Annotated in this window: 22 protein-coding genes and 2 riboswitches; of the genes, 11 read left to right on the forward strand and 11 right to left on the reverse strand. The window is 72.0% G+C overall.

Translation table 11 applies throughout. From position 1 onward, the window contains the following. The first annotated feature begins 19 nt into the window (after window positions 1–19). The 5 genes from ACIGCK_RS03210 to ACIGCK_RS03230 all read left to right on the forward strand — a co-directional run bounded on the left by ACIGCK_RS03210 (window position 20) and on the right by ACIGCK_RS03230 (window position 5597). Entirely contained in the window at window positions 20–874 is an 855-nt protein-coding gene (locus ACIGCK_RS03210; protein WP_396663722.1) for a carbon-nitrogen hydrolase family protein, read from the forward strand. A gap of 31 nt (window positions 875–905) precedes the next feature. After that, window positions 906–2015, forward strand: a complete 1110-nt coding sequence (locus tag ACIGCK_RS03215; protein WP_396663724.1) for an MSMEG_0565 family glycosyltransferase — start codon at window positions 906–908, stop codon at window positions 2013–2015. After that, window positions 2012–3448, forward strand: a complete 1437-nt coding sequence (locus tag ACIGCK_RS03220; RefSeq protein ID WP_396663726.1) for an AMP-binding protein — start codon at window positions 2012–2014, stop codon at window positions 3446–3448. The genes ACIGCK_RS03215 and ACIGCK_RS03220 overlap by 4 nt, the downstream gene beginning before the upstream one ends. 108 nt (window positions 3449–3556) lie before the next feature. Beyond that, entirely contained in the window at window positions 3557–4630 is a 1074-nt protein-coding gene (locus tag ACIGCK_RS03225) for an alkene reductase (RefSeq protein WP_396663728.1), read from the forward strand. A 103-nt stretch (window positions 4631–4733) separates the two neighbouring features. Further along, window positions 4734–5597, forward strand: coding sequence for a formate/nitrite transporter family protein (locus tag ACIGCK_RS03230; protein WP_396663730.1), 864 nt, complete (start codon window positions 4734–4736; stop codon window positions 5595–5597). A gap of 72 nt (window positions 5598–5669) precedes the next feature. Here ACIGCK_RS03230 and ACIGCK_RS03235 read toward each other — a convergent pair whose 3' ends face one another. Continuing rightward, the gene (locus ACIGCK_RS03235) at window positions 5670–6011 is read right to left on the reverse strand and encodes a hypothetical protein (protein ID WP_396663731.1); all 342 of its coding nucleotides are present in this window, start codon (window positions 6009–6011) and stop codon (window positions 5670–5672) included. Window positions 6012–6078: 67 nt separating this feature from the next. Here ACIGCK_RS03235 and ACIGCK_RS03240 point away from each other — a divergent pair, with 67 nt between their 5' ends. Further along, a complete protein-coding gene (locus ACIGCK_RS03240) occupies window positions 6079–6204 on the forward strand; it encodes a hypothetical protein (protein ID WP_396663733.1) in 126 nt (41 codons plus the stop codon). Window positions 6205–6252: 48 nt separating this feature from the next. Here the strand turns inward: ACIGCK_RS03240 and ACIGCK_RS03245 are convergent, their stop codons facing one another. The 4 genes from ACIGCK_RS03245 to ACIGCK_RS03260 all read right to left on the reverse strand — a co-directional run bounded on the left by ACIGCK_RS03245 (window position 6253) and on the right by ACIGCK_RS03260 (window position 10245). Further along, entirely contained in the window at window positions 6253–6801 is a 549-nt protein-coding gene (locus tag ACIGCK_RS03245) for a type 1 glutamine amidotransferase domain-containing protein (RefSeq protein ID WP_396663734.1), read from the reverse strand. A gap of 61 nt (window positions 6802–6862) precedes the next feature. Then, the gene (locus ACIGCK_RS03250) at window positions 6863–8266 is read right to left on the reverse strand and encodes an SPFH domain-containing protein (protein WP_396663736.1); all 1404 of its coding nucleotides are present in this window, start codon (window positions 8264–8266) and stop codon (window positions 6863–6865) included. A 152-nt stretch (window positions 8267–8418) separates the two neighbouring features. After that, window positions 8419–9933, reverse strand: a complete 1515-nt coding sequence (locus ACIGCK_RS03255) for a DHA2 family efflux MFS transporter permease subunit (protein WP_396663737.1) — start codon at window positions 9931–9933, stop codon at window positions 8419–8421. A gap of 138 nt (window positions 9934–10071) precedes the next feature. Further along, the gene (locus ACIGCK_RS03260) at window positions 10072–10245 is read right to left on the reverse strand and encodes a hypothetical protein (RefSeq protein ID WP_396663739.1); all 174 of its coding nucleotides are present in this window, start codon (window positions 10243–10245) and stop codon (window positions 10072–10074) included. Between the two features lie 134 nt (window positions 10246–10379). Between ACIGCK_RS03260 and ACIGCK_RS03265 the strand changes: the two genes are divergently transcribed. Continuing rightward, window positions 10380–12260 carry an ABC transporter ATP-binding protein gene (locus ACIGCK_RS03265; protein WP_396664004.1) on the forward strand — a complete coding sequence of 627 codons (1881 nt, stop codon included), beginning with the start codon at window positions 10380–10382 and terminating at the stop codon, window positions 12258–12260. 5 nt (window positions 12261–12265) lie between these two features. Here ACIGCK_RS03265 and ACIGCK_RS03270 read toward each other — a convergent pair whose 3' ends face one another. The 5 genes from ACIGCK_RS03270 to ACIGCK_RS03290 are packed head-to-tail and all read right to left on the reverse strand — an operon-like array spanning window position 12266 to window position 17942. Further along, window positions 12266–13411 (reverse strand): cysteine desulfurase family protein, encoded by a 1146-nt coding sequence (locus ACIGCK_RS03270; RefSeq protein WP_396663741.1) that lies wholly within the window; start codon window positions 13409–13411, stop codon window positions 12266–12268. 7 nt (window positions 13412–13418) lie between these two features. Then, window positions 13419–14294 carry a carboxylating nicotinate-nucleotide diphosphorylase gene (nadC, locus tag ACIGCK_RS03275; protein WP_330171354.1) on the reverse strand — a complete coding sequence of 292 codons (876 nt, stop codon included), beginning with the start codon at window positions 14292–14294 and terminating at the stop codon, window positions 13419–13421. Continuing rightward, window positions 14288–15907: an L-aspartate oxidase gene (gene nadB / locus ACIGCK_RS03280; protein ID WP_396663743.1), complete on the reverse strand. Its 1620-nt coding sequence runs from the start codon at window positions 15905–15907 to the stop codon at window positions 14288–14290. The genes nadC and nadB overlap by 7 nt, the downstream gene beginning before the upstream one ends. Continuing rightward, window positions 15904–17235: a quinolinate synthase NadA gene (gene nadA, locus ACIGCK_RS03285; protein WP_396663745.1), complete on the reverse strand. Its 1332-nt coding sequence runs from the start codon at window positions 17233–17235 to the stop codon at window positions 15904–15906. The genes nadB and nadA overlap by 4 nt, the downstream gene beginning before the upstream one ends. Window positions 17236–17237: 2 nt before the next feature. Then, complete coding sequence (locus ACIGCK_RS03290; protein WP_396664006.1) at window positions 17238–17942, reverse strand: NrtR DNA-binding winged helix domain-containing protein; 705 nt, start codon at window positions 17940–17942, stop codon at window positions 17238–17240. A gap of 214 nt (window positions 17943–18156) precedes the next feature. Between ACIGCK_RS03290 and ACIGCK_RS03295 the strand changes: the two genes are divergently transcribed. From ACIGCK_RS03295 to gcvP, 4 genes are all read left to right on the forward strand, one after another. Continuing rightward, the gene (locus ACIGCK_RS03295) at window positions 18157–19329 is read left to right on the forward strand and encodes a MarP family serine protease (RefSeq protein ID WP_396663747.1); all 1173 of its coding nucleotides are present in this window, start codon (window positions 18157–18159) and stop codon (window positions 19327–19329) included. A 77-nt stretch (window positions 19330–19406) separates the two neighbouring features. After that, window positions 19407–19504, forward strand: a riboswitch (glycine riboswitch). Continuing rightward, window positions 19505–19603: riboswitch (glycine riboswitch) on the forward strand. It abuts the riboswitch before it with no gap. Between the two features lie 51 nt (window positions 19604–19654). Next, on the forward strand, window positions 19655–20869 hold the full coding sequence (locus ACIGCK_RS03300) for an aminomethyltransferase family protein (protein WP_396663749.1): 1215 nt from the start codon (window positions 19655–19657) through the stop codon (window positions 20867–20869). Further along, on the forward strand, window positions 20866–21249 hold the full coding sequence (gene gcvH, locus ACIGCK_RS03305) for a glycine cleavage system protein GcvH (protein WP_396663751.1): 384 nt from the start codon (window positions 20866–20868) through the stop codon (window positions 21247–21249). Before ACIGCK_RS03300 ends, gcvH begins: the two co-directional genes overlap by 4 nt. A 68-nt stretch (window positions 21250–21317) precedes the next feature. Then, entirely contained in the window at window positions 21318–24128 is a 2811-nt protein-coding gene (gene gcvP, locus ACIGCK_RS03310) for an aminomethyl-transferring glycine dehydrogenase (RefSeq protein ID WP_396664007.1), read from the forward strand. A 107-nt stretch (window positions 24129–24235) separates the two neighbouring features. Here gcvP and ACIGCK_RS03315 read toward each other — a convergent pair whose 3' ends face one another. Continuing rightward, on the reverse strand, window positions 24236–25180 hold the full coding sequence (locus ACIGCK_RS03315) for a hypothetical protein (RefSeq protein WP_396663753.1): 945 nt from the start codon (window positions 25178–25180) through the stop codon (window positions 24236–24238). Window positions 25181–25241 lie beyond the last annotated feature (61 nt).

Below are 25241 nucleotides of genomic sequence, written 5' to 3' on the forward strand. Positions count from 1 at the left end.
CGCGCTATACCCTGAGGAAATGGTCACGGTCACGATGGCGGGGGTCGCAGCGCACTTCGGGCGAGACGTGGATCGGACCCTCGCCAAACTGCCCGGGATCATCGCTCACGCGCGGGAGAGGGGCGTCGATCTGCTCGTCCTGCCGGACGCGACGATCGGCGGGTATCTGTTCGACCTGCAGCATCCCTCCGACGAGGGAGACAGCGCGCCCCGCTCGGTCGACCTGGATGGGCCGGAGATCGCTGCGGTCATCGCGCTCGCCGGCGACATGACCGTCTGCTTCGGCGTCGCCGAGCGTGCGCGCGCCGACGGTGCGGAGGTTCGCTACAACACGGCCGTGTGCGTGACGGGCGACGGCATCCTCGGAACCCATCGGAAGGTGCACCTGCCGCTCGGCGAATCCGACGTCTACCGCGCGGGTGACGCGTTCTCGGCCTTCGACACCCCGGTCGGCCGCCTGGGAATGATGATCGACTTCGACAAGACGTTCCCGGAATCGGCGCGGTCGCTGGCGCTGGACGGGGCCGAGATCCTCGCGTGCCTGAGCGCGTGGCCGGCGAGCGTGACCGACCGCTCCGACCGCATCCGCAACGACCGTCAGGCCCATCTGTTCGACCTGTACGACTGCGCGCGGGCGGCGGAGAACCAGGTGTATCTCGTCTCGTCCAACCAGACCGGCGTCATGGGCGGGCTGCGCTTCCTCGGGCAGGCGAAGATCGTCGATCCCGCGGGAGAGATCATCGCCAAGACCTGGGCCAAGGGCGGGCTCGCGATCGCGGAGGCCGATGTGAGGGCCTCCCGGGCCCGGGCGCGACGGAGCCTGAACCACATCGAGCAGCGCGCCGAGCACGCGTACCGATTCACCCTGTCGTGAGCCGGAGCCGCTGCCCCGGAGGAGGAGTCGTGTGAAGATCGCACAGGTCACGTACTCGACGAGGCCGCGCGGCGGCGTCGTCCATACGCTCGCCCTGTCGGAGGCGCTCGCGGCGCAGGGGCACGAGGTCGAGATCTGGACGCTCGGTCGGGGCGACGACACCGCCTTCTTCCGCGACGTCGATCCGGCCGTCGCCGTTCGCGTCGTCCCCTTCGAAGCGCGCGAGGGGGAGGGCGTCGGCGATCGGATCGAGCGGTCCATCACCACGATGGCGTCGGCTTTCTCGACCGACGCGGACGTGGTGCACGCGCAGGACTGCATCTCGGCGAACGCCGTCATCTCCGCCGGTCACGCCTGCGTACGCACGATCCATCACCTCGACGCCTTCACGACGCCGCGCCTGATCGAGTGCCACGAGACGGCGATCCACCGGCCCGCGGGGCGCATCTGCGTGTCTCGGGCAGTCGCCGCGGAGGTCGAGGCGGAATACGGATACACGCCGACCGTGATCCCGAACGGCGTCGACGCCGATCGCTTCGCGGCCGCCGCCGGACCCGCCGGCGACGGCCAGCGCACCCGGTGGCGCTCGCGGCTCGGCGACTACGTGCTCGCGCTCGGCGGGATCGAGCCGCGCAAGGGCTCGATCGATCTGCTCGAGGCGTTCGCCGCGGTCCGTGCCGAGCATCCGGATCTGCGGCTGGTGTTCGGGGGCGGCGAGACGCTGTTCGACTACCGGCCCTACCGCGAAGAGTTCGATCGGCGGGCGGACGAACTGCATATCCAGCCGACGGTTCTCGGCGCGGTGCCCGATGACGGCCTTCCCGCTCTCGTCGCCGCGGCGACGACGCTCGGCTTCGTCTCGACGAAGGAGGGCTTCGGGCTCGCCGCGATGGAGGCGCTCGCCGCGGGGGTGCCCGTCGTCGCGAGGGACCTTCCCGTCCTCCGCGAGGTGTTCGGAGGGGCCGTCCTCTACGCGTCGGATGTCCCGGGCATCGCCGAGGCCCTGAGCGCCTCGATCGACCCGCTCTCGCGCGCCGATCCCGCCGACGGGCAGCGCCTGGCGCGCTCCTACAGCTGGAGCGCCGCCGCCCGGGCTCACGACCACTTCTACCGCTCGTTCCTCGCACGCGAGGGCGGATGATGCGACAGTCGATCTCCTCGATCATCGCCGACAGGGCGCGCGCCGCTCCGAACGATGTCGTCGTCGTCGACGAGCGCGGCGGGCTCACGGCATCCGACCTCGATGATTCGGCGACGCGTCTGGCGCACGCCCTGCGCGGTCGTGGTGTGGAGACGGATGACCTCGTGACGATCTCGCTGCCCAACGGTCGCGATTTCGTCATCGCCACCGTTGCCGTCTGGAAGGCGGGTGCGACCCCGCAGCCCGTGTCGACGAGGCTCACGGATGCAGAGCGCGCCGCCGTCGAGGAGGTGTCCGGGCCGGCCGCCGCGATCGGTCTTCGCCCCCAGGACCGGTCGACCCCGTGGTTCGTCTCGGTCGATGCGCCCGTTGTGGCCGAGCCGCTCCCGGACCTGGCGGCGTCGTCCTGGAAGGCGCCCACGACATCCGGGTCGACCGGTCGCCCCAAGGTGGTCAAGGCGAACGCCCCGGCGCTGCTGGACCCGACCACGCCCGTCGCCGACTTCCTGCCCTTGCGCGCGACGCAGCTGGTGGCGGGGCCGATGACGCACTCGGCGACGTTCACGTACGCCTTCCGGGGCCTTCTCACGGGCCATCGCCTCGTCATCCTGCCGCGCTTCGACGAACGAGGGTGGCTCGACGCGGTCGAAGAGCACGCCGTCACGTGGGGCCTCATCGTGCCGACGATGATGCATCGGCTGCTCCGTCTGCCCGAGGCCGAGCGTCATCCCGATCGTGTGCGCAGCATCGAGTCGCTGCTGCACATGGGAGCCCCGTGCTCGATCCCGCTCAAGCGCGCGTTCCTCGAGTGGGTCGGCGCGGAGCGGGTCGTCGAGGTGTACGCCGGATCCGAGTCGAACGGGCTGACGATGATCGGCGGCGACGAATGGCTCACCCGCGAGGGCAGCGTCGGAAGGGCCGTCGGTGGAACCGAGATCCGGATCCGTGCCGCGGACGGCGATACCGTGCCGATCGGGACGACCGGCACGGTATGGATGCGTCGAGGCCCGCGGCCCGCCTACGAATACGTCGGCGCGACCTCCCGCAGGGACCCCGAAGGGTGGGACACGCTCGGTGACGTCGGCAGGCTGGACGACGACGGCTACCTCTACCTCCTCGATCGCCTGGACGATGTCATCAACCGCGGCGGGGAGAAGATCTATCCCGTCGAGATCGAGCGCGTGATGGAGCAGCATCCCGCCGTTCGCGGTGCGCTCGCCTTCGGGCTGCCGGATCCCGCGCTCGGCGAGCGCGTCGCGGCCGTCGCGGACGTCGCCGGCGCGCAGATCGGCGCGGACGAGCTGCTGGCATGGTCGAGGGAGCGGCTCGGAGCGCGGGCGCCCGCCTCGATCGTCGTGGTCGATGAGCCCGTGCGCGATGATGCGGGCAAAGCGTCTCGTCGTCGGTGGGCGGAAGGAGCCGCGCGATCATGACGCCGGGCGCGACGTACCGTGCGCGCGGCGGAATAGGACACCGCATCCGGTCGTTGTGGCTCACCCGGACCGTCATCCGCGGTCCGGCCCCCTCGAAAGGACGCACCCGTGGACCTGTTCTCCCCGCTCACCCTCGGTGATCTCGATCTCCCCAACCGGGTGATCATGGCCCCCCTCACCCGTATGCGAGCGGACGCGGAAGGTGTCCCCGGTGCGCTGATCGCCGAGCACTACGCCCAGCGCGCGAGCCTCGGCATGATCATCACCGAGGGCGTGTACCCGAGCCACGAGTCGCGTGCCTACCCCGGCCAGCCGGGGATCGTCACCGACGAGCAGGCTGCGGGATGGCGTAGCGTCGCAGACGCGGTGCATGCCGAGGGCGGGCGGATCGTGATGCAGCTCATGCACGGCGGCCGCGTCTCCCACACCGACATCACGGGAACCGACCGCATCGTCGCTCCCAGCGCGGTCGCGATCGACGGCGACGTGCACACCCCCGGCGGGAAGAAGCCCTTCCCGGTTCCGCACGCCCTGTCGACCGACGAGCTCGCGCAGGTGCGGGAAGAGTTCGTCGCCGCGGCGCGGCGCGCGATCGATGCCGGTCTCGACGGCGTCGAGGTGCACGGCGCGAACGGCTACCTCCTCCACCAGTTCCTCTCGCCGGTCTCCAACCAGCGCACCGACGCCTACGGCGGGTCCCCGGAAGGACGCGCCGCGTTCGTGATCGAGGTCACGACGGCGATCGCCGAGGCGGTGGGTGCGGGACGCGTCGGCATCCGCCTCTCCCCGGCGCACAACATCCAGGATGTCGCGGAGACGGACGAGGCGGACGTCCGCGCCACCTACACGGCGCTCGTGGAGGGCATCGCGCCCCTCGGCCTCGCCTACCTCAGCGTGCTGCACGCCGAGCCCGAGGGGGAGCTGGTGCAGGGCCTGCGCGCGCGCTTCGGCGGCGCGTTCGTCGCCAACAGCGGATTCGGGCGCCTGACCACGAAGGAGGAGGCGGTCGACATCGTCGCGCGGGGCAAGGCCGACGCCGTCGCCGTGGGTCGCCTCGCGCTCGCCAATCCCGACCTCGTCGAGCGGTGGGTGGGCGGCCACCCCGAGAACGAGCCGAACCCGGCCACGTTCTACGCGCAAGGCGCCGTCGGCTACACCGACTACCCGCGCCTGAGCGCCTAGAACGGTCGGCCGTTGCCGGGTGCCGGGTGGCACTCACCCGCCACTCGGCAACGGCGCACCCGCGGCGACCCCCCGAGAGCGCCATGACTGCGAGGATGGCACCATGACGGGCACCCGCGAGGACAGAGCGAACGAGCGCCGACGCGACGGAGCCAATGAGGGTCCCGTCGAAGAGGAGATGGAGATCGAGTTCGACGAGGTCGTCGGCGAGGGGGCGGAGCGGCTGCACCGCACTCTCCGCGCCACCCTCGTGACCGGCTTCCTCGGCGGGGTCGAGGTGGGCGTCGGCGTGCTCGCCTACATCGGCGTCCTGCACGCCACGGGTGACCAGCTGCTGGCGGGCCTCGCGTTCAGCGTCGGTCTCATCGCCCTCCTGCTCGCGCACAGCGAGCTCTTCACCGAGAACTTCCTCATGCCGATCGCGGCGCTCGTCGCGCGAGAGGGGACTGCGCTCCAGCTCGCGAAGCTGTGGGGCGGCACGCTCGTGGCCAATCTGCTCGGCGGCTGGGTGATCATGGGCCTGGTCGTGCTGGCCTTCCCCGACTGGCATGACACGCTGGAAGAGACCGCGCGCCACTTCATCGAGGCAGGTCTCTCGCTCGAGTTCGTCGCGCTGGCGCTTCTCGGCGGGGCCGTCATCACCCTCATGACCCGCATGCAGACCGGCACGGAGTCGGAGCCGGCCAAGATCGCCGCAGCCGTCATGGGAGGGTTCATCCTCGCCGGATTCCAGCTCTTCCACTCGATCCTCGACTCGCTCTTCGCTTTCGGCGCGATCTTGAGCGGAGCCCCCATCACCTATCTGGACTGGCTGCTGTGGTTCCTTCCGGTGCTGGCGCTGAACCTGATCGGTGGGCTCGTGCTCGTGACCGCCCTGCGGATCGTGCGGACGGGGGAGCTGTTCGTGCTTCGTCGCCGCAACAACGAAGAACGCGCCGCGCGGAAGGCGTCGTCGGCGTCGCCCTGAACGGCCTCGGGCCCTGTCGTCCCGGGCGGGCGAGGGGTGCGGCGAGCCCGCGAGGGCGACGACCGGCCCTCGTCACCATCCGTGCGTGTTGAACCAGGCGGCTCGGGCGGATGCCTCGGCACCCGTCTCAGCGCCACGGAAGGCGTCGTGCGTGGCGAGGCGCGCGTCTCGGGTGAGCGCCACGAAACCGGTGCAGACGGGGCAGAGAGCCCTTCCGCCGGGGAAGCCGCCGGGGAGTGCCGGTGCCGGCTCCGCGGGAATGCGCGAGCCGGCGCAACGAGGGGGATCGGCGTCGCGGTCCGCCCACATGGCGCCCGTCCCGCGGCGGTTGTGCAGCCCCGCGTGGCCGGGGGGCCGGCTGCAGATCACGCCCCCACGTCGGCTGAAGCACCAGATCCGCGGCGAATCCGTCATCTGACCACCGTAAGGGCCGCCCGGGGACACGGCCCTTCTTCCCCACGGCGTGCGTACGATGGAACCCATGAGCACCACGCCCGAGAACAGCAGCCCCATGCAGGTCCTGACCCCCGTCACGGATGAGCAGAACCTCCTGAAGAACCAGGATGCCGCGCCCTCGTGCTGCGGCGGCGCCTGCTGCTCGAGCTGACACCCCCGCAGCCGCGAGGACGCGGCATCCGTGGGTCATGCGATCCGGTCAGGCGTGCTGACCGGAGTGCTTGCCTTCGGCGATCTCCTCGATCACCTTCGCGTTGAAGGCGGGGAGGTCATCCGGTGTGCGGCTCGTGACGAAGCCCTGGTCGACGACCACCTCCTCGTCCACCCATTCGGCTCCGGCGTTGCGGAGATCGGTCTTCAGGCTCGGGTAGCTCGTCAGCGTGCGTCCCTTCACCACACCGGCCTCGATCAGCGTCCACGCCGCGTGGCAGATCGCGGCGACGGGCTTGGATGCCTCGAAGAACGCCTTCGAGAACGCGACGGCCTTCTCATCCATTCGCAGGTGGTCGGCGTTGACGACGCCGCCCGGCAGCACGAGTGCGTCGTAATCCGCCGCATCCGCGGCATCCGTCGTGAGGTCGACGGGCTGCGAATGGCCGTTCTTGCCCTCGATCGAGCCGTCCTCGGGTGCGATCAGCACCGCCGTCGCACCGGCTGCCGTAACGGCCTCCCACGGGGAGGTCAGTTCGCTGTCTTCGTATCCGTCGGTCGCGACGAACGCGATCTTCTTTCCACTCAGATCGGTCATGACAGCGACGTTACGCCGCCCCGGGGCCCGAGCGCCGGGGGTTGACAGGCGCCCGGCGCGCTCACTCCGTCGGGGCGGGCGCCTCGGGGGTGGGTGCGGCCGCAGTCGGCGTCGGTGCGCCGGCCCGGGTGGTCGCGTCCGCGAACGCCTCGCCGACCGCGCGGCCCTGGATGATGGCCGTCAGATCGATCCCGGTCGCCGCGCGAACGGCCTCGAACGAGGCGCGAAGGCCCGATGCCGACTCCGTCGCGAGGTGGCCGCTCGCCCCGTCGCCGCCCAGCACGGTGATCGAGCCGACCTTGTCGTAGCCCTTCGCGAACTCGGTCATCATGGGCACGAGAGCCTCGAGCGCGCGCTGCGCGAGCAGCGCCTCCTGGTTGTGCGAGAGCGCCTCGCCCTCGGCCCGGAGCGCGCCGGCCCGAGCCTCACCGGCCAGGCGCACGGCCTCGGCGTCGGCCTCGGCCTTCAGGCGCACGGCCGTCGCCTCCTGCTCGGCGATCTTCGCCCGGGCCTCGGCCGCCTTGACCTGTGCGTACGCGTCGGCATCGGCGTCCTTCTGTCGCTGGTACAGGTTCGCGTCGGCGACGCGGCTGACCTCGGACTCCAGCCGGGCCTGCGTGTTCTCGGCCTCCTGGATGAGCACGGCCTGCTGGCGCTCCGCCCGCGCCAGGGCCTCGGCCTGCTCGGCCTCGGCGTTGGCCCGGCCGACCTCGGCCTTCGCGGCCGCGCTGTTCTTGTCGAGCGCGGTCTGCTCGATCAGGTTGGCCTCGTCCGTCGCGATCTGCCGGGCGCGGATCTCGCGGTCGGCGTTGATCTTCGCCACTTCTGCATCGCGCTTGACCCGCTCGACCTCGGTCGCACCGAGCGCCGAGATGTAGCCGTTGCTGTCGGTGATGCCCTGGATCTGGAAGGAATCGAGGATCAGGCCCTGGGAGGAGAGGTCGCTCTTGATACCCTCGGCGATCTGATCGGCGAGGCGCTGGCGGTCGCGCATGAGCTCTTCGACCGTCAGGGTCGCGACGACACCGCGCAGGGCGCCCTCGAGCTGCTCGGTCGTGAACTGCTCGATCGCGACGTCCTGCGACGCGAAGCGCTCCGCGGCGCGGCGCACGGACTCGGGGTCCGACCCGATCTTCACCAGTGCGACGCCGTTGACGTTCACCGTCACGCCGTTCGACGACTGCGCGGTGGGCTCCATCTTGATCTGGCGGGCCCGCAGCGAGATCATCTCCGCGCGCTGCGTGAGCGGGTTCACGATCGCACCGCCGCCCGTGATCACGGTGATGCGCGATGACTCGCCGTCCGCCCCGCGCTGCTTCTTGCCGACGATGACGAGGGCCTCGTCGGCGCGTGCCACGCGATACCACGCCCGGATGAGGATGAGCAGGACGATGAGGGCGATGACCGCCACTCCCGCGCCGATGAGGACGAGCAATCCGATTCCGCCGAGCGCGGCAATCTCCATGGGGTTCCTCCATTGTGCGTCGCGCGCGAAGGCGCGTCGGTGTGCCGGGGGTTCCCCTCCAACCTAACCCGCAGGCTCTACCGCTCCCTCCCCCGCGAGGGGGAGATGGGACCGGATCGCGCGCGGGCGGATGGGCGACGAGGTGCGCAGGGTCAGTGCGCGACGGGCATGTCGACCGAGTCGGCCGGCTTGCGGATGAAGAACGAGAACACCACCGTCGGCGTGGCGATGATCGCCGCCAGGACGAACGCGGCCTGGGTGCCGGCGGCCTCGCCGGTGACCTCGCTGCCGCCTCCCGCGACGATGCCGGCCGCGATCGCCGACATGACGGTGATGAGCAGCGCGATGCCGGCGGCGCCGGCCACCTGCTGCACGGTCGAGACGATTGCGCTGCCGTGCGAGTAGAAGCGGCGCTCGAGCGAACCCAGCGAGGCCGTGAACAGCGGCGTGAACGACAGGGCCAGGCCGATCGAGAGCAGCGTCTGCGCGACGGCGATCACCCACACCGGGGTGGAGGCGCCGAGCGTCGTGTAGAACCACAGCAGGGCGCTCGCGATGATCGATCCCGGCACGAGGAGCACGCGCGGGCCGTGCTTGTCGTAGATGCGGCCGATAGCCGGGCCCAGGAGGCCCATCGCGAGCGCGCCGGGCAGCACGACGAGGCCGGTCTCGAGTGCCGAGACGCCGAGCACGCGCTGCATGTAGAGGGGCACGACGGTGATCGCGCCGAAGAAGGCCATCGAGATGAGCAGGAACTGCAGGACCGACAGCGAGAAGTTGAGCGACCGGAAGACGCGCAGGGCGAGCAGTGCGTCGTCGCGGCGCTGGAGGCGCAGCTGGCGCCCGACGAAGACGGCCAGGGACGCCACTCCCACGGAGAGAGCGATGACGAGGGCCGCCGTCGAAGCAGATGACGCGGCGGCTGCGTCGGCACCGCCGCCGTGGCTGGCCGCTCCGCCGATCTGGCTGAGCCCGAAGACCACACCGCCGAAGCCCAGCGCCGACAGGATCACCGAGAGGACGTCGAGCGGCGCCTCCTTGCTCTCCCCGACGTTGACCATCCAGCGGGCGCCCGCCACGAGGGCGACGAGCGCGATCGGGAGGACGAGCCCGAAGATCCAGCGCCATCCCACCGTGTCCAGCAGCACTCCCGAGACGGTCGGCCCGATCGCGGGCGCGAGGGAGATGACCACGCTGACGCGGCCCATCATGCGCCCGCGGGCGTGGGGCGGAACGAGATTCATGATCGTCGTCATGAGCAGCGGCATCATGATGGCCGTGCCGGACGCCTGTACGACGCGCGCCACGACGAGCATGGGGAACCCGGGGGAGAGGAACGCCAGCAGTGTGCCGAAGGAGAACAGCGAGATCGCGATGAGGAACGCGGCGCGCGTCGTGAGCCGCTGGAGAAGGAAGCCGGTGGTCGGGATGACCACGGCCATCGTGAGCATGAACGCCGTCGTCAGCCACTGCGCATCGAGGGCCGTGATGCCGAGATCGGTGATGAGGTGGGGAATCGCCACACCCATCGTCGTCTCGTTCAGGATGGCGACGAAGGCGGCCGCGAGCAGGAGCCAGATGACGCGATTCTCGCGGGCGGCGAGCACGCCGCCCTGCTGCCCGGATGCCGGGACCGTCGGTACGGGTGAGGTGCTGGTCGCGGACATCCTGGTCTCCTCAGGCTCGGGTCGGCATGCTCGAATGGCCACCCGAGGATGGCGATCACGGGGTGTAACGGTGCCGCCGCGCGCACCTATTCCCGTGCGGCCCGCTTTCGTCGATCGCGAGGTCGGGACCGGATGCGCTCAGTCGGAGGAGTCGTCCCACTCCTCCGAGCCGATCGGGTCCGTGGGCTCCGGGCGCAGCTCGCGCTGCAGGATGCTCTCCTCGGGGGCGACGAGTTCGTCTTCCGACTCGCTCTCGAGCTGCTCCAGCTCGTCGTCGCCGTCGGGGGTAGGGATGCCGGGCGTCGAGGTCATGGTGCCACCCTAGACCCGGCCGGCGACACGCGCCCACGTCGATTTATGCATGTAATGTGACAACTAATGACCGCGATACCACCGTCTCACGCGCCCCGGTGCCGGCGCTCTCGCCTAGGCTCGGCCGCGTGAGCATCGGTCGCGGCGGGGGTGGGGGGAGCCTCACGCGCAACATCGATCCCGACGCGCTGCGGGCTCAGAATGCGCTCGCTCCGCACATCCCCGATCTCGGGCGTCGCATCGTCGCGCTGTTCGCGCCGTATCGTGCGCGCCTTGCCGCGACCGCCGTCCTGGTCGTCGTCAGCGCGGCCATCGCGGTGGTGCCCGCCCTCCTGATCGAGCGCATCTTCGACTCGGCGCTGTTCCCGTCCGGCGGGGGCGGGCCCGACCTGGCCCTGCTGGCGGAGCTCGTGGGGCTCATGATCGTGCTGTTCGTGGCATCGGCGGGCCTGAACGTCGTGCAGACCTGGCTCACGTCATCCGTCGGGAACCGGGTGACGGGCGATCTGCGCGTGAAGCTCTTCTCGCATCTGCAGCGCATGGATCTGGCGTTCTTCACGCGCACCAAGACGGGGGTCATCCAGTCCCGGCTGCAGAACGATGTGGGCGGAGTGGCGGGGGTGCTCACCAACGCGATGACGAGCATCCTCGGCAACGCCGTCACGGTCGTCGCGTCCCTCGTGGCGATGGTGGTGATCGACTGGCGGCTCACGCTCATCGCCGTCGTGCTGCTGCCCGCGCTCGTGTGGGTGCAGCGCAAGGTGGGTCAGGTGCGCGCTCGCATCCAGGGCGAGACGCAGGAATCCCTCGCCCAGCTGAGCGCCATCACCCAGGAGACCCTGTCGGTCTCCGGAATCCTGCTCGCGAAGGCCTTCAATCGCCAGGAGTCGGAGACGCAGCGCTACACCCGGGAGACCGTGACGCAGGTGGGGCTGCAGGTGCGCCTCGCGATGACCGGTCAGTGGTTCTTCGGCCTCGTCAACGTGATCATGTCGTCGGTGCCCGCGATCATCTACCTCGTCGCGGGCTTCCTCCTCGTGGGCGGTTCCGACGACATCTCGGCGGGCGTCGTCGTCGCCTTCACCACCGTGCAGGCACGGCTGCTCTTCCCGCTGATGGCCCTGCTTCGCGTCTCGCTCGAGCTGCAGACATCCAAGGCCCTCTTCGCCCGCATCTTCGAGTACCTCGACCTCACCCCGGCCATCCGCGACCGCGTCCCGGCGATGCCCGTCGAGAGCGCACCGGGCCCCCTCGGCAGCATCGACTTCGAGGACGTCGTGTTCCGCTACCCCGACGCCGCGCCCGATTCGCGGCCGACGCTCGACGGGGTCAGCTTCCGCGCCGAGCCGGGGCAGCACATCGCCTTCGTCGGCCCGAGCGGCGCCGGCAAGACCACCATCCTCTATCTCGCCCCGCGGCTGTACGAGGCGACCGCCGGCCGGGTGCTGTTCGCCGGCGAGGACGTGCGGGAGCTCGACCGCCACAGCGTCATCGATCACATCGGCATCGTCTCCCAGGAGACCTACCTCTTCCACGCCTCCGTGCGGGACAACCTGCGCTACGCCAGGCCGGACGCGACCGACGCCGAGCTCGAGGCGGCCTGCCGCTCCGCCAACATCCACCACGTCATCGAGAGCTTCGCCGACGGCTACGACACCATCGTGGGAGAGCGCGGCTACCGCCTCTCGGGGGGAGAGAAGCAGCGCATCGCGATCGCCCGGGTCCTGCTGAAGGACCCGCCGGTCCTGCTTCTCGACGAGGCGACGAGCGCCCTCGACACGGTGTCCGAGCGCGTCGTGCAGGAGGCGCTGGATGCCGCGGCCCGCGGTCGCACGACGCTCTCGATCGCCCACCGCCTCTCGACCGTGGTGGGAGCCGACGTCATCCACGTCGTCGAGGCGGGGCGCATCGTGGAGTCGGGGACGCATGCAGAGCTTCTCGCGGCCGGTGGTCTCTATGCCGCGCTCGCCGCGCAGCAGGTGCAGGCGTCCGCCGGGCTGGCGACGCAGGACTGACGCGGCTACGCGCGGGGCGCGACGGCGGCCACCGACGCGGCGACGGCGTCGGCGACGGCATCCAGCGGGGATTCCAGATCGCGGGGGAGCGTGAAGCGCACCGCCGTCTGGGCCACCGCGGGATCCGTGCCGATCGCTACGAGAACGTGAGAGGGCTCGTCGCTTCCGGCCGCGCACGCCGAGCCGCTGGAGGAGACCACGCCGCGTCGCTCGAGCTCCAGCAGCACCGCTTCACCCGAGGTCCCGGCGAAGGTGAAGCTCGCCGTGCCCGGCAGGCGGTGCTCGGGGTGCCCCGTGAGGCGTGCCGAGGGGACCAGGCCGAGCACGCGCGCGATGAAGGCGTCCCGCAGGGCGGCGACCCGCGCGGCCCTCTGCTCGCGGTCGGCCTCCGCGGCCCGCAGGGCGGTCGCCAGCGCCACGGCGCCGGCGACGCTCTCGGTGCCGCTGCGGCGGCCCCGCTCCTGCCCGCCGCCGTGCAGGAGCGGCTCGAGCGGCACGCGGCCCCTGACCGCCAGCGCTCCCGTGCCCTTCGGCGCGCCCAGCTTGTGGCCCGCGATCGAGATGGCATCGATGCCGAGGTCTGCGGCGGAGAGATCGAGCCAGCCGGCGGCCTGCACCGCATCGATGTGGATCGGCACCGCATGCGCACGGGCGACGGCGGCGAGGGCGGCGACATCCTGGACCGTGCCGATCTCGTTGTTCGCGTAGCCGATCGTCACGAGCGCTGTCATCTCGCGCAGCGCCTGGTCGAGATCGCCCGGATCGATGAGGCCGTACCGGTCGACGGGCAGCTCTGTGACGACGAACCCGTGCACCCGCTGGAGATACCGCACCGACTCCAGGACGGACTCGTGCTCGATCGGCGACGTCACGATATGTCCGGCGTCGCGTTGCAGCTGCGCCGCGATCGCGATCCCCTTGATCGCGAGGTTGTTCGACTCCGTCCCGCCCGAGGTGAAGACCACGTCGCCCCGACGCATCCCGAGCGCGCGGGCGACGACGCCGCGAGCGTCCGCGAGAGCGGCCGACGCGCGTTCGCCGACGGTGTGGTGGCTCGAGGGGTTGCCGAACTCGCTCGTGAGATACGGCATCATCGCCTCGAGCACATCGGGGCGCACGGGCGTCGTCGCCGCGTTGTCGAGGTAGAGCATCGTTCCTCTAGTGTGCCGCCTGGAGCCCGGAGTCATCCAGTGAGATGTCCAGTCCGAGATCCAGCGACGGCGCCGAGTGCGTCAGGGCGCCGACCGAGATGACGTCGACCCCCGTCTCGGCGATCCGCCGCACGGTGTCCAGTCGCACGCCGCCGCTGGCCTCGACCGTGGCGCGACCCGCGATGTGCTCGACTCCGCGGCGGAGGTCCTCCATCGTGAAGTTGTCGAGCATGATCGTGCCGACGCCGGCCGCGAGCACCGCGTCGATCTGGTCGAGTCGGTCGACCTCGACCTCGACGTGCGTCGTGTGCGGCAGACGCGCGATCGCGCCTTGCAGCGCGGCCGTGACCGAGAGCCCCCGGCCCGTCAGCACGGCGAGGTGGTTGTCCTTGACCAGGACGGCGTCCGAGAGGGAGTGCCGGTGGTTGTGCCCACCGCCGCTGACGACGGCGTGGCGCTCGAAGGCGCGCAGGAGCGGTGTGGTCTTGCGCGTGTCGGCGATGCGCGCGCCCGTGTGGGCGACCTCGGCGACGTAGCGCGCGGTGAGCGTGGCGATGCCCGACATGCGCTGGACGAAGTTCAGCCCGATGCGCTCCGCCCGGAGGACCGCTCGCGCGGGACCCTCCACGACGGCGAGCGTCGCCCCCCGCTCGAAGCGCTCCCCGTCCTCGATCATCAGCACGACGGCGATACGCGGATCGGTCAGGCGGAAGGCGGCCTCGAACACCTCGCCGCCGCTGAAGACCCCCGGCTCCCGGGCGACGAGCTCGGCCCGCGCGGAGGCCTCGAGCGGGATGAGCGCCTCTCCGGTCAGGTCTCCCCACGGGGCGTCCTCGTCGAGGGCGGCGGCGACGGTCCGGTCGATCTGGGTGCGGGTCAGCATGCGAGGGCTCCGGTCAGTGTGCGGGATGCCGCGGCATCCGGGGCGAGGCGGGGGGTGCCCGTCGGAGCCGCCGCGGGCGTGTCGATGCGGTGGTGTGCGCCGACCGACTCCGTCCGGGCGCGCGCCGCACGGATCGTGGCCGCCGCGACGTCGAGCAGGTTCTCGTCCTCGAGCTCGTGCACCGACTGCGGCGTCCGCTCGTGCGCGCGCCAGCCGGCGACGAGGGCCGCGGCCGAGTTCAGCCCCGCGCCCGTGCGTTCGAGACCGGCGTGGTCCCACATCAGGCGCTGAAGCGCGGAGCGGCTGAACGGAACCGCGGCGTGCTCGACGATGCCGCCCGCCTCTGCGGCGTGCACTGCCGCGGCGAGGGGAGCGGGGAGCGCGCGGGGACCGCGCCACGGGGAGGACCCGGATGCCCCCGCCGATGCCAGCGCGGCGGCAGCGCGGGCGGCGAAGACGGCGCCCTCCAGGAGCGAGTTCGACGCCAGCCGGTTCGCGCCGTGCACGCCGGTGCGCGCGACCTCGCCCACGGCGTACAGGCCCGGCATGCTCGTGCGGCCGTCGAGGTCGGTGACGATCCCGCCCATGAGGTAGTGGGCGGCGGGGGTGACGGGGATCGGCTCGCGCGACCAGTCGAGCCCCCGCTCGCGCACGGCCGCATCGATCGTCGGGAATCGCCGCGCGAGGAACGCCTCGGCCGTCTCGGGTCCCGCCGCCCCGCCCCCGATCGCCGTCGCGTCCAGCCGAACGGGGCGACCGCCCTGCGCGGCCATGCGGGCAGCGATCGCCCGCGCGACGACGTCGCGCGGGGCCAGCTCGGCGTCGGGGTGCACGTCGAGCATGAATCGGCGGCCCGAGTCGTCGACCAGCACACCCCCCTCGCCGCGAACCGCCTCGGAGACGAGGAAGGGCTCGCCGACCGCGAGCACGGTCGGATGGAACTGGACGAACTCGAGGTCGGCGACCTCGGCACCCGCCCGCAGGGCGGCCGCGATGCCGTCTCCCGTGGCCACGGCGGGGTTCGTCGTGCGGTTGTAGAGCTGCCCCGCGCCGCCGGTCGCGAGCACGACGGCGTCGGCGCTCAGGACGACGCGGTCCCGGCCCGCCTCGAGCAGCTCGACGCCGCGGACCGCCCCGTCCTCCACGATGAGATCGACGAGGAACGCGTGCTCGATGATCGCGATGCGCGCGTCGCGCACGGCCGACACGAGGGCGCGCTCGATCTCGGTGCCCGTCGCATCGCCGCCGGCGTGCAGGATGCGGGGGTAGGAGTGCGCCGCCTCCAGGCCCCGCACGAGTTCTCCGCCGTCGTCGCGGTCGAACCCGACGCCGAGGGAGATCAGCTCGCGGATGCGCTCGGGCCCCTCCTCGGCGAGAACGCGCACGGCCGCGGGGTCGGAGAGCCCCGCGCCCGCGACGATCGTGTCGTGCACGTGGTCCTCGACCCGGTCGTCGGCGAACATCACCCCGGCGATGCCGCCCTGCGCGTAGCGGGTGTTCGCGTGCTCGAGTTCGTCCTTCGTGACGAGGGTGACGTCGACCCCCGCCCGCGCCGCGTGCAGCGCGGTCATCAGCCCCGCGATGCCGCTGCCGACGACGACGGCGTGCGTCACGGCGCGACCTGAGGGGACGGCCGTGCCGACAGCATCCGCTCGAGGGCCACGCGGGCGGGGTCGGCCACATCCGCCGGGACCGTGATGCGGTTGCGCACCTCGCCCGCGACGAGGCCCTCGAGCACCCACGCGAGGTAGCCGGGGTGGATCCGGTACATCGTCGAGCACGGGCAGACGACGGGGTCGAGGCAGAAGATGGTGTGCTGGGGATGCTCGGCGGCCAGACGCTGCACGAGGTTGATCTCCGTGCCGATCGCGAAGGTGGTCGGCTCGGTCGCGGCCTGGATGGCCTTGCGGATGTAGTCGGTCGACCCCGCCTCGTCCGCGGCGTCGACGACGTCCATCGGGCATTCGGGGTGCACGATCACCCGCACGCCGGGGTGCTCGAGGCGAGCCCTGTCGATCTGATCGACGCTGAAACGGCGATGCACGCTGCAGAAGCCGTGCCACAGGATGACGCGGGCGTCCTCGAGCGCCGCGTCGTCGTTGCCGCCCATCGGGCGCCGCGGGTTCCACAGTGGCATCCGATCGAGCGGCACGCCCATCGCCTTGGCGGTGTTGCGACCGAGGTGCTGGTCGGGGAAGAAGAGCACGCGGCGGCCGCGCGCGAACGCCCACTCCAGCACGGTCCGGGCGTTCGAGGACGTGCAGACGATGCCGCCGTGGCGACCGACGAAGCCCTTGATCGCGGCGGAGGAGTTCATGTACGTCACCGGCACGACGGGGACGAGGCCCTCGGCATCCGCCCGGTCCATCGGCCCGTACAGCTCCTCGAGCTGCTCCCAGCACTCCTCGACCTGGTCGATGTCGGCCATGTCGGCCATCGAGCAGCCGGCCGCGAGGTTGGGGAGGATGACCGCCTGGTCGGGACCGGAGAGGAGGTCTGCCGTCTCGGCCATGAAGTGCACGCCGCAGAAGACGATCGCCTCGGCCTCCGGGTGGGCCTTCGCGGCGCCGGCGAGCTGGAAGGAGTCGCCCACGTAGTCGGCGTGCGCGACGACCTCTTCCCGCTGGTAGAAGTGGCCCAGCACGACGACGCGGTCGCCGAGCGTGTGCTTGGCGGCGATGATGCGAGCGTGCAGCTCCTCCTCGCTCGCCTCGCGGTACTCCCGGGGCAGCTCGCCCTGACGCGGGGAACCCGTGGGGATGACATCGCCCATGGAGGACCCGGGGCCGTAGCCGGGCCGGGAGTCGAAGTCCCAGGGGCCCGCGGCGAGATCGGTCGTGCAGGTCTGCGAGAGCGACGAACCGGTGACGATGGCCTGGATCTCGTGGTCGACCGATGCATCGATCGGGCGGGGCTGCAGGGTGAGGGACGTGGCGGGCATGACTACCTCGATTCAGCGGATGCCGCGGGCTGTACGAGCCGCGCGAGGGGACCCCGGTCGGCGAGTTCGACATCCTGGTTGTAGCGGTACAGACGCGCCGGGCGATGGCTGCCCGTGCGGAACGATTCGGTGGGGATGAGGGTGCCGGACCCCTCGACCTGGCGGCGGAAGTTGGCCGGGTCGAGGCGACGGCCGAGGATCGCCTCGTACGCCTCTCGGAGATCGGCGAGCGTGAACTCGTCGGGCAGCAGCCCGTGCGCGATGCGGCTGTAGCCCACCTTGTTGCGCAGGCGCCACAGGGCGTAGTCGACGATCGCGTTGTGGTCGAAGGCGAGTTCCGGGAGCTCCGCGGCCGCGAACCATTCGACGTTCTCGGGCGCGTCGCCGTCGGCGGCGTGCACCGCGACCTGCGCGTCCACCTCGTCGGCGCGAAGGAGCGCCCAGTACACGATCGACACGACCCGCGTGGGGGAGCGATCGACGTCGCCGAAGGCGTAGAGCTGCTCGAGATAGCTGGGCGTGAGGCCCGTCGTCTCGGCGAGGGTGCGGGAGGCGGTGGCATCCAGGCCTTCCCGCGCGTCGAGCCACCCGCCGGGGAGCGCCCACAGGCCCTCGAACGGGTCGCGCGTGCGGCGGACGAGGGGCAGCACGATGGCGGGCCGGTCCTGTTCGGGATGACGTCGCAGCGTGAAGATCACGGTCGACACGGCGACACGCGCCTGCTCCTCGTCGGCGGCGTGGGTGCCGTCGGCGAGGGGGGCGGGTGGGGGGTTCGTGGTTCGTGTCGTCATGACCTTTACTTCCATAGACCATATTAGTGTCACCGTGACCTCAAGGGCAACCGGGCCGCGCCGCGCCCATGCCGTGTGTTCCCAGGCAGGGCGACGTAGGCTTCCCGCGAGATCTTTGCGAGGAGGAGACGTGCTCGTCGTCGACATCGTGCTGATCGCGGCACTCATCCTCGCGCTCATCATCGGCATCCAGCGCGGCCTCTTCGCGAGCCTCGGCACCCTCGTGGGTCTTGCGGGCGGAGGCGTCGCCGCCTTCTGGCTCGTGCCGATCGTCAACAACGCCGTCCCCTGGCCCCAGTGGCGCGGGCTGATCGTGCTCGTCGTCGCCGTGCTGCTGCTCGCGGTGGGTGCCGGCATCGGCGGTGGGATCGGGATGGCGGTGCGGCGCGGGGCCGACCGCATCAAGCTCAAGGGCATCGAGCGGCTGCTCGGCGGGGCCGTGAGCGTCATCGTCGCCGCCCTGGCGATCTCGCTCGTGGGGCAGAGCGTCTCGGCGACCGGGATGCCGGTGGTCTCGCAGGCGCTCGCGTCCTCGCAGGTGCTGCGCACGATCGAGCAGCTGACGCCCCGCCCGGTGCAGTCCACCCTCGCCCAGCTGCGCGGGACCGTGCTCGATGAGGGCCTGCCGACGCTCGGCACGCTGCTGGACGGTGCCGTCTCGCCCGGGACGCCCGACGTCTCGCTCGACGGCCCCGCGCTGACCAGCGCCGCGCAATCCGTCGGTCGTGTGTCGGGCGTGGCGTACGCGTGCGGCACGAGCGCGACCGGGTCCGGATTCGTCATCGCACCCGACCGGGTCGTGACGAACGCGCACGTCGTCGCGGGCGTCGAGACGCCCGTCGTGGAACTGCCGGGAGAGGCGGCGCGCGAGGGTCGGATCGTCTACTTCGACCCCGTCGACGACCTCGCGGTGATCGCGGTCACCGGCCTCGGCGCGGACCCCCTCCCGGTCGTGCCCACCCTCGGCGCAGGCGCATCGGCGGTCGTGCAGGGATACCCGTACGGCGGACCCTTCGAGATGGTCGGCGCCGAGGTGATCTCCGTCGGCGCCGCCGCCGTACCCGACATCTACGACTCCTCGGCGGCCCAGCGCGAGGTGTACGCGCTTGCCACGACGGTGCGACCCGGCAACTCCGGGGGGCCCCTGCTGACCCCCGCGGGCGAGGTCGCGGGGGTGGTGTTCGCGCGCGCCGAGAACGACGACGACCTCGGATACGCGATGACGACGACCGAGCTCGGCCCCGTGCTCGCGCAGGCCGAGGCGCTCGACGCCCCCGTGTCCTCGGGCAGCTGCACCGGCTGACCCGCGGCATCCGGCGTTTCGGGGGGTGTGGTCCGCCGCCGCCGCGCGTATGCTGACCGCCACAACCGCATACGGCCTCACCTCGAGCGGGAGAGCCCCGGAGCCGCCACGGTCCGGGCACCGAAGGAGCAAGCCTCCCCGCCAATCTCTCAGGTACGCGTACCGCCCGAGTCGGCCACTCTGAAAAGCGATCGTCCCTCGAGGCGGTCCGCCGACGGTGAAAGCCCCGCGCCCGTGCGCCGGGCGAAGCTCTCAGGCCCATGACAGAGGGGGAGTTCACCGGATGCCGCTCGGCACCCGGCCCGCACGACACCGGGAGAGCTCCATGCCAGACCCCGTCGACCCCGTGGCTCCGGCGCCGCGCGCGTCCCCCCTGCACGCCGTCCATAAGGCCCTGGGAGCCTCCTTCACGGACTTCGGCGGATGGCTCATGCCCGTGCGCTACACCTCCGACCTGGCCGAGCACCACGCCGTGCGCCGGGCCGCCGGCCTCTTCGACATCTCGCACATGGCCGAGTTCGTCGTCACGGGGCCGGATGCCGCGCCGTTCCTCGGCCACGCACTCGCGGGCCCCCTCGCGGCGCTCGCCGTGGGGCGGGCGAAGTACACGCTGCTGCTGAACGAGAGCGGCGGCATCCTCGACGACCTGATCGTCTACCGGCTCGCGGCCGATCGCTACCTCGTCATCGCGAACGCCGGTAACCGCGCCGTCGTCGCCGAAGCCCTCGAGGATCGGGCGCAGCGGTGGCCGACCGTCGCGACGCTCGCGGGCGGCGACCGTCCGGCGGGTGGGTCGTTCGCGCTCGTGCGGGGTTCGCGCCCGGTGCGGGTCGATGACGTCTCGGACTCCTACGCCCTGCTCGCGCTGCAGGGCCCGCGGTCGTCGCAGATCCTCTCCGCCGTTCGCGGGCTCGAGGCGACCGGCGCCGATCCGGCCGCGCTGTCGTCGTACGCGTGGGCCGAGGCCTCCTTCGACGGCGTGCCGGTGCTCGTGCTGCGAACGGGCTACACCGGCGAGGACGGCTACGAGCTGCTGCTGCCCGCGGATCGGGCCGCGGGGCTGTGGGCCGCGCTGCAGGAGGCCGGTGAGGGGCTCGGGCTCATCCCGGCGGGCCTCGCCGCGCGCGACACGCTGCGCCTCGAGGCGGGCATGCCCCTCTACGGGCACGAGCTGTCCGCCGACGTGCGCCCCGGTCAGGTGGGGCTCGCGCGCGTCGTCGGGTCGGGCGCGTCCGGCCCGCCCGGATTCGTGGGCGGCGACGCCCTCGCCCGGCCGCGGGACGCCGGGGCGCCCGTGCTCGTCGGGCTCGTCTCCGAGGGGCGCCGCGCGGCGCGGTCGGGATACCCCGTGCGGCTCGGCGACAGCGTCGTGGGAAACGTGACGAGCGGCGCCCTCAGCCCCACCCTCGGCCACCCCATCGCCATGGCGTTCGTGCGACCCGACCTCGCCGCGCCGGGAACCGCGCTCGACCTCGACGTGCGCGGCACGCGCATCCCCGCCACCGTCACCGCCCTGCCCTTCTATCGGAGGAAGAAATGACCGACCTGACCAGCCTGAAGTACACCGCCGAGCACGAGTGGATCGCCCTCGACGGCGATATCGCCACCGTCGGGATCACCGATTTCGCCGCCGACAAGCTCGGCGATGTCGTCTTCGCCGACCTGCCCCCCGTCGGCTCGCCCGTCCTGGCCGGCGAGGTCTGCGGCGAGATCGAGTCCACGAAGTCGGTCGGCGAGCTCTACGCGCCCCTCACCGGCGAGGTCGTGGCCGTCAACGAGGCCGTCGTCGACGACCCGTCCCTCGTCAACTCGTCGCCGTTCGACGACGGCTGGCTGCTGAAGATCCGGGTGGATGCCCCGGCATCCGCCGACCTGCTCGATCGTCAGGCGTACCTCGGCCTCACGGGGGCCGCGCAGTGACGGCGACGACCGCCGCGGAACGCTTCGTCGAACGGCACATCGGCACCGACGCCGGCGCCCGGGCCACGATGCTCGCCGCCCTCGGGTACTCCTCGACGGCCGAGCTCATGCGGGCGGCCGTGCCCGCCGCGATCCTCGCCGAGCGCGGCGATGACGGCGTCATCCCGCCGGCGGCGACCGAGGCCGAGGCGCTCGCCGAGCTGCGTGCGCTCGCGGGGCGCAACCGCCCGGCGCGGTCGATGATCGGGCTCGGGTACTACGACACGTTCACGCCCGCCGTCATCGCGCGCGGCGTCTTCGAGAATCCGTCGTGGTACACGGCGTACACGCCCTACCAGCCCGAGATCTCGCAGGGCAGGCTCGAGGCGCTGCTGAACTTCCAGACGATGGTCGCCGACCTCACCGGACTCGCCACCGCAAACGCGTCGATGCTCGACGAGGCCACCGCGGTCGTCGAGGGGATGCTGCTGGCCCGGCGCGCCTCGCAGAGCCGCTCGAACGTCTTCCTGGTCGACCCCGATGCGCTGCCCCAGACCCGCGCCGTGCTCGCGCACCGGGCGGAGGCGCTCGGCATCGAGCTGCGCGAATGGGGCGGGAGCGGGGCAGCGGAGGCCGAGGCGTTCGGGGTCTTCGTGCAGTACCCGGGAGCCTCGGGGCGCGTGGCCGACCCGACCGCGCTCATCGCCGCCGTGCACGCGTCGGGCGGACTCGCCGTCGTGGCGGCCGACCTGCTCGCGCTGACCCTGCTCGCCTCCCCCGGCTCGCTCGGCGCCGACATCGCCGTCGGCACGACGCAGCGCTTCGGCGTCCCGATGGGCTTCGGGGGTCCGCACGCGGGCTATCTCGCCGTGCGCGCGGGCCTCGAGCGCCAGCTGCCCGGGCGACTGGTCGGGGTGTCTCAGGATGCCGACGGTGCGCCCGCCTATCGGCTCTCGCTGCAGACTCGCGAGCAGCACATCCGCCGGGAGAAGGCGACGTCGAACATCTGCACCGCCCAGGTTCTGCTGGCCGTCATGGCGGCCATGTACGCCGTCTACCACGGGCCCGACGGGCTCCGGGCGATCGCCGAGCGCGTGCACGGGCACACCGTCGCGCTCGCTGCCGCGCTGCGGGCGTCCGGCTGCGAGCTCGTGTCGGACAGCGCCTTCGACACCGTGCGTGTGCGGGTGCCGGATGCCGCGGCGGTCGTGGGCCGCGCGCGCGAGCGCGGCTACCAGCTGCTGCAGGTCGACGGGACGACCGTCGGGATCTCGGTGGACGAGACGACGACGGCGGCCGATGTCGCCGCCGTCGCCGAGGCGTTCGCCGAGGTGGTCGGCGGGGGGTTCGCCACTGGCGAGGGAGAACGTCCCGCTCGGGCGGACGCCCCGGGCGTGGGCCTGCCGGAGGGGCTGCGGCGCGCGGACGGCTACCTGCGGCATCCGGTCTTCCGCACGCATCGCTCCGAGACGGCCATGATGCGCTACCTCAAGACGCTCGCCGACCGCGACTACGCCCTGGACCGGGGCATGATCCCGCTCGGGTCGTGCACGATGAAGCTCAACGCGGCGAGCGAGCTGGCGGCCGCATCGTGGCCCGAGTTCGCCCGGGTGCACCCCTTCGCGCCGGCCGAGGATGTCGAGGGATACCTTGCGCTCATCGAGCAGCTGGAGACGTGGCTCGCCGAGATGACCGGATACGACACCGTCTCGCTGCAGCCGAACGCGGGGTCCCAGGGCGAGCTCGCGGGTCTGCTCGCGATCCGCGGCTATCACCGCTCGCGGGGCGACGACGCGCGCGACGTGTGCCTCATCCCCGCCTCGGCGCACGGAACCAACGCGGCCTCCGCGGTGCTCGCCGGCATGCGGGTCGTCGTCGTGGCGTGCGACGCGGCGGGCAACGTCGACCTCGGCGACCTGCGCGCGAGGATCGCGGCGCACGCCGAGACGCTCTCGGCCCTGATGATCACCTACCCGTCCACGCACGGGGTGTACGAGCACGACGTGCTCGAGATCACCGCCGCGGTGCACGACGCCGGCGGACAGGTGTACATCGACGGCGCCAACCTCAACGCCCTGCTCGGGTACGCGCGCTTCGGCGACCTCGGCGGCGACGTCTCGCACCTGAACCTGCACAAGACGTTCGCGATCCCGCACGGCGGGGGCGGGCCGGGCGTCGGTCCCGTCGCGGCGAAGTCGCACCTCGCGCCGTTCCTCCCCTCGCATCCGCGCACGCGGGGCGGCGACGCGCACGGCCGGGCGGGAGGCCCCGTGGCGGCGGCGCCCTTCGGGTCGGCGTCGATCCTGCCGATCTCGTGGGCGTACGTGCGCATGATGGGGGCGCGCGGGCTGGCGGATGCCACGGCATCCGCGGTGCTCGCCGCCAACTACATCGCCACCCGGCTGCGCGCGCACTTCCCCGTGCTGTACACGGGCGAGGGCGGGCTCGTCGCGCACGAGTGCATCCTCGACCTGCGCCCGCTGCGGGGGCGCACCGGGGTGAGCGTGGACGACGTCGCCAAGCGGCTGATCGACTACGGTTTCCACGCGCCGACGATGTCCTTCCCGGTGGCGGGGACGCTCATGGTGGAGCCGACCGAGAGCGAGGATCTCGCCGAGCTCGACCGCTTCTGCGACGCGATGATCGCGATCCACGACGAGGCCGAGCGCGTCGGGGCGGGGGAGTGGCCGGCCGACGACAATCCCCTCGTCAACGCCCCGCACACGGCGGAGTCGCTCGTGGACGCGCACTGGCGGCATCCTTACTCCCGCGAGCGGGCCGTGTTCCCGGTGCGCTCGCTCGTGCGAGCCAAGTACTGGCCGCCCGTGCGCCGGGTCGACCAGGCCTGGGGCGACCGCAACCTCGCGTGCGCCTGCCCCCCGGTAGAGGCCTTCGCGTAGCCCCGCCCCGCCCGCGCCCCCGCCCCCGCGCCGCCCCGCGAAACACCAGATGTGCGCCGAGACCCCATCCGGCGGCCGGGGTCTGGCCTCGGATGTGGTGTTTCGTGTCAGCGACGCGCGCCGCGGAGGGTCGCGAGCATCGCGCGGTCGGGTGCGCCGACCTGCGGCAGCCCCGCGCCGAGCAGCTTGTCGAGCAGCGGCTGCACGCGGTGCGTGTCGCCCCAATCCCATCTGGTGAAGCTGCGGCAGCGGCGTCGGAGGCGATCCTCGCGCAGCTTCTCCTTCACGACCCCGCGTACCGCGGCTTCCGCCGTCGCCGCGCGGTACTTTCCGTAGCCGTCCGACTCGCCGATGGTCGAGTAGTCGGGCCACCAGAAGTCGGGCCGGTCTTCGTGACCGTCGGTGAAGAACGTCCGCTGCAGGATCGGGACGGGCAAGCCCAGCCACGAGATGACGGCGCGGCTCACGGATTCCCCCGTCGACTCCGCACGCGCGTCAGCGAAGTCCCACACCCACGCGAGCATTCGTTCGTGGCGCCGATTCGGGTCCGACAGGCTGTGTGCCCGGATCGACTCCCGGTGAAGACCTCTCGACCGCGCCGTGTCGGCGACGGCGAGCGCGTACGCCGGTGGGAGATGCCGCGCGGTGTCCACGACCGTCGTGATGAGGTCGGTCGCGAGCGCTCCGGCGACGTGGGTGACGACGCGCGGCCGCTCCGATGCCTGAACCACGACGTCGCCGAAGCGTCGCGTCGAGCGCCGGTCGGGATCGAAGAAGTGGATGTCGCGCGGTTCCCCGAAGGCGGGCAGCCCGTGCGCGACGGCCGCCGATTCCCGCATCAGCGCGGCATCCGGGAAGACGAGCACGGCCGCCGCGACGCGCTCGCGATAGCGTTCGTGCGGCGGGAGCGCGGCCCACCAGTCCGCCGGCGCGTAAACGCCGGGCCGCACGCGCGCGAGCTCCCCCGACCGCACCCGGCGATAGAGCCCCTGCGGCATCCGTCGGTCGTCAGCGGAGAGCAGCAGGCTCCCGCCTGCGTCGGGTGTGAGCATGCGACCACCCTCGCGCGATCGTCCCCGGGTGGCCGGTCGCGCGCCCATCGTCCGTGGAGCG

This window comes from Microbacterium sp. NPDC078428 (assembly GCF_044542535.1).
GTDB classification, from domain to species: domain Bacteria; phylum Actinomycetota; class Actinomycetes; order Actinomycetales; family Microbacteriaceae; genus Microbacterium; species Microbacterium limosum.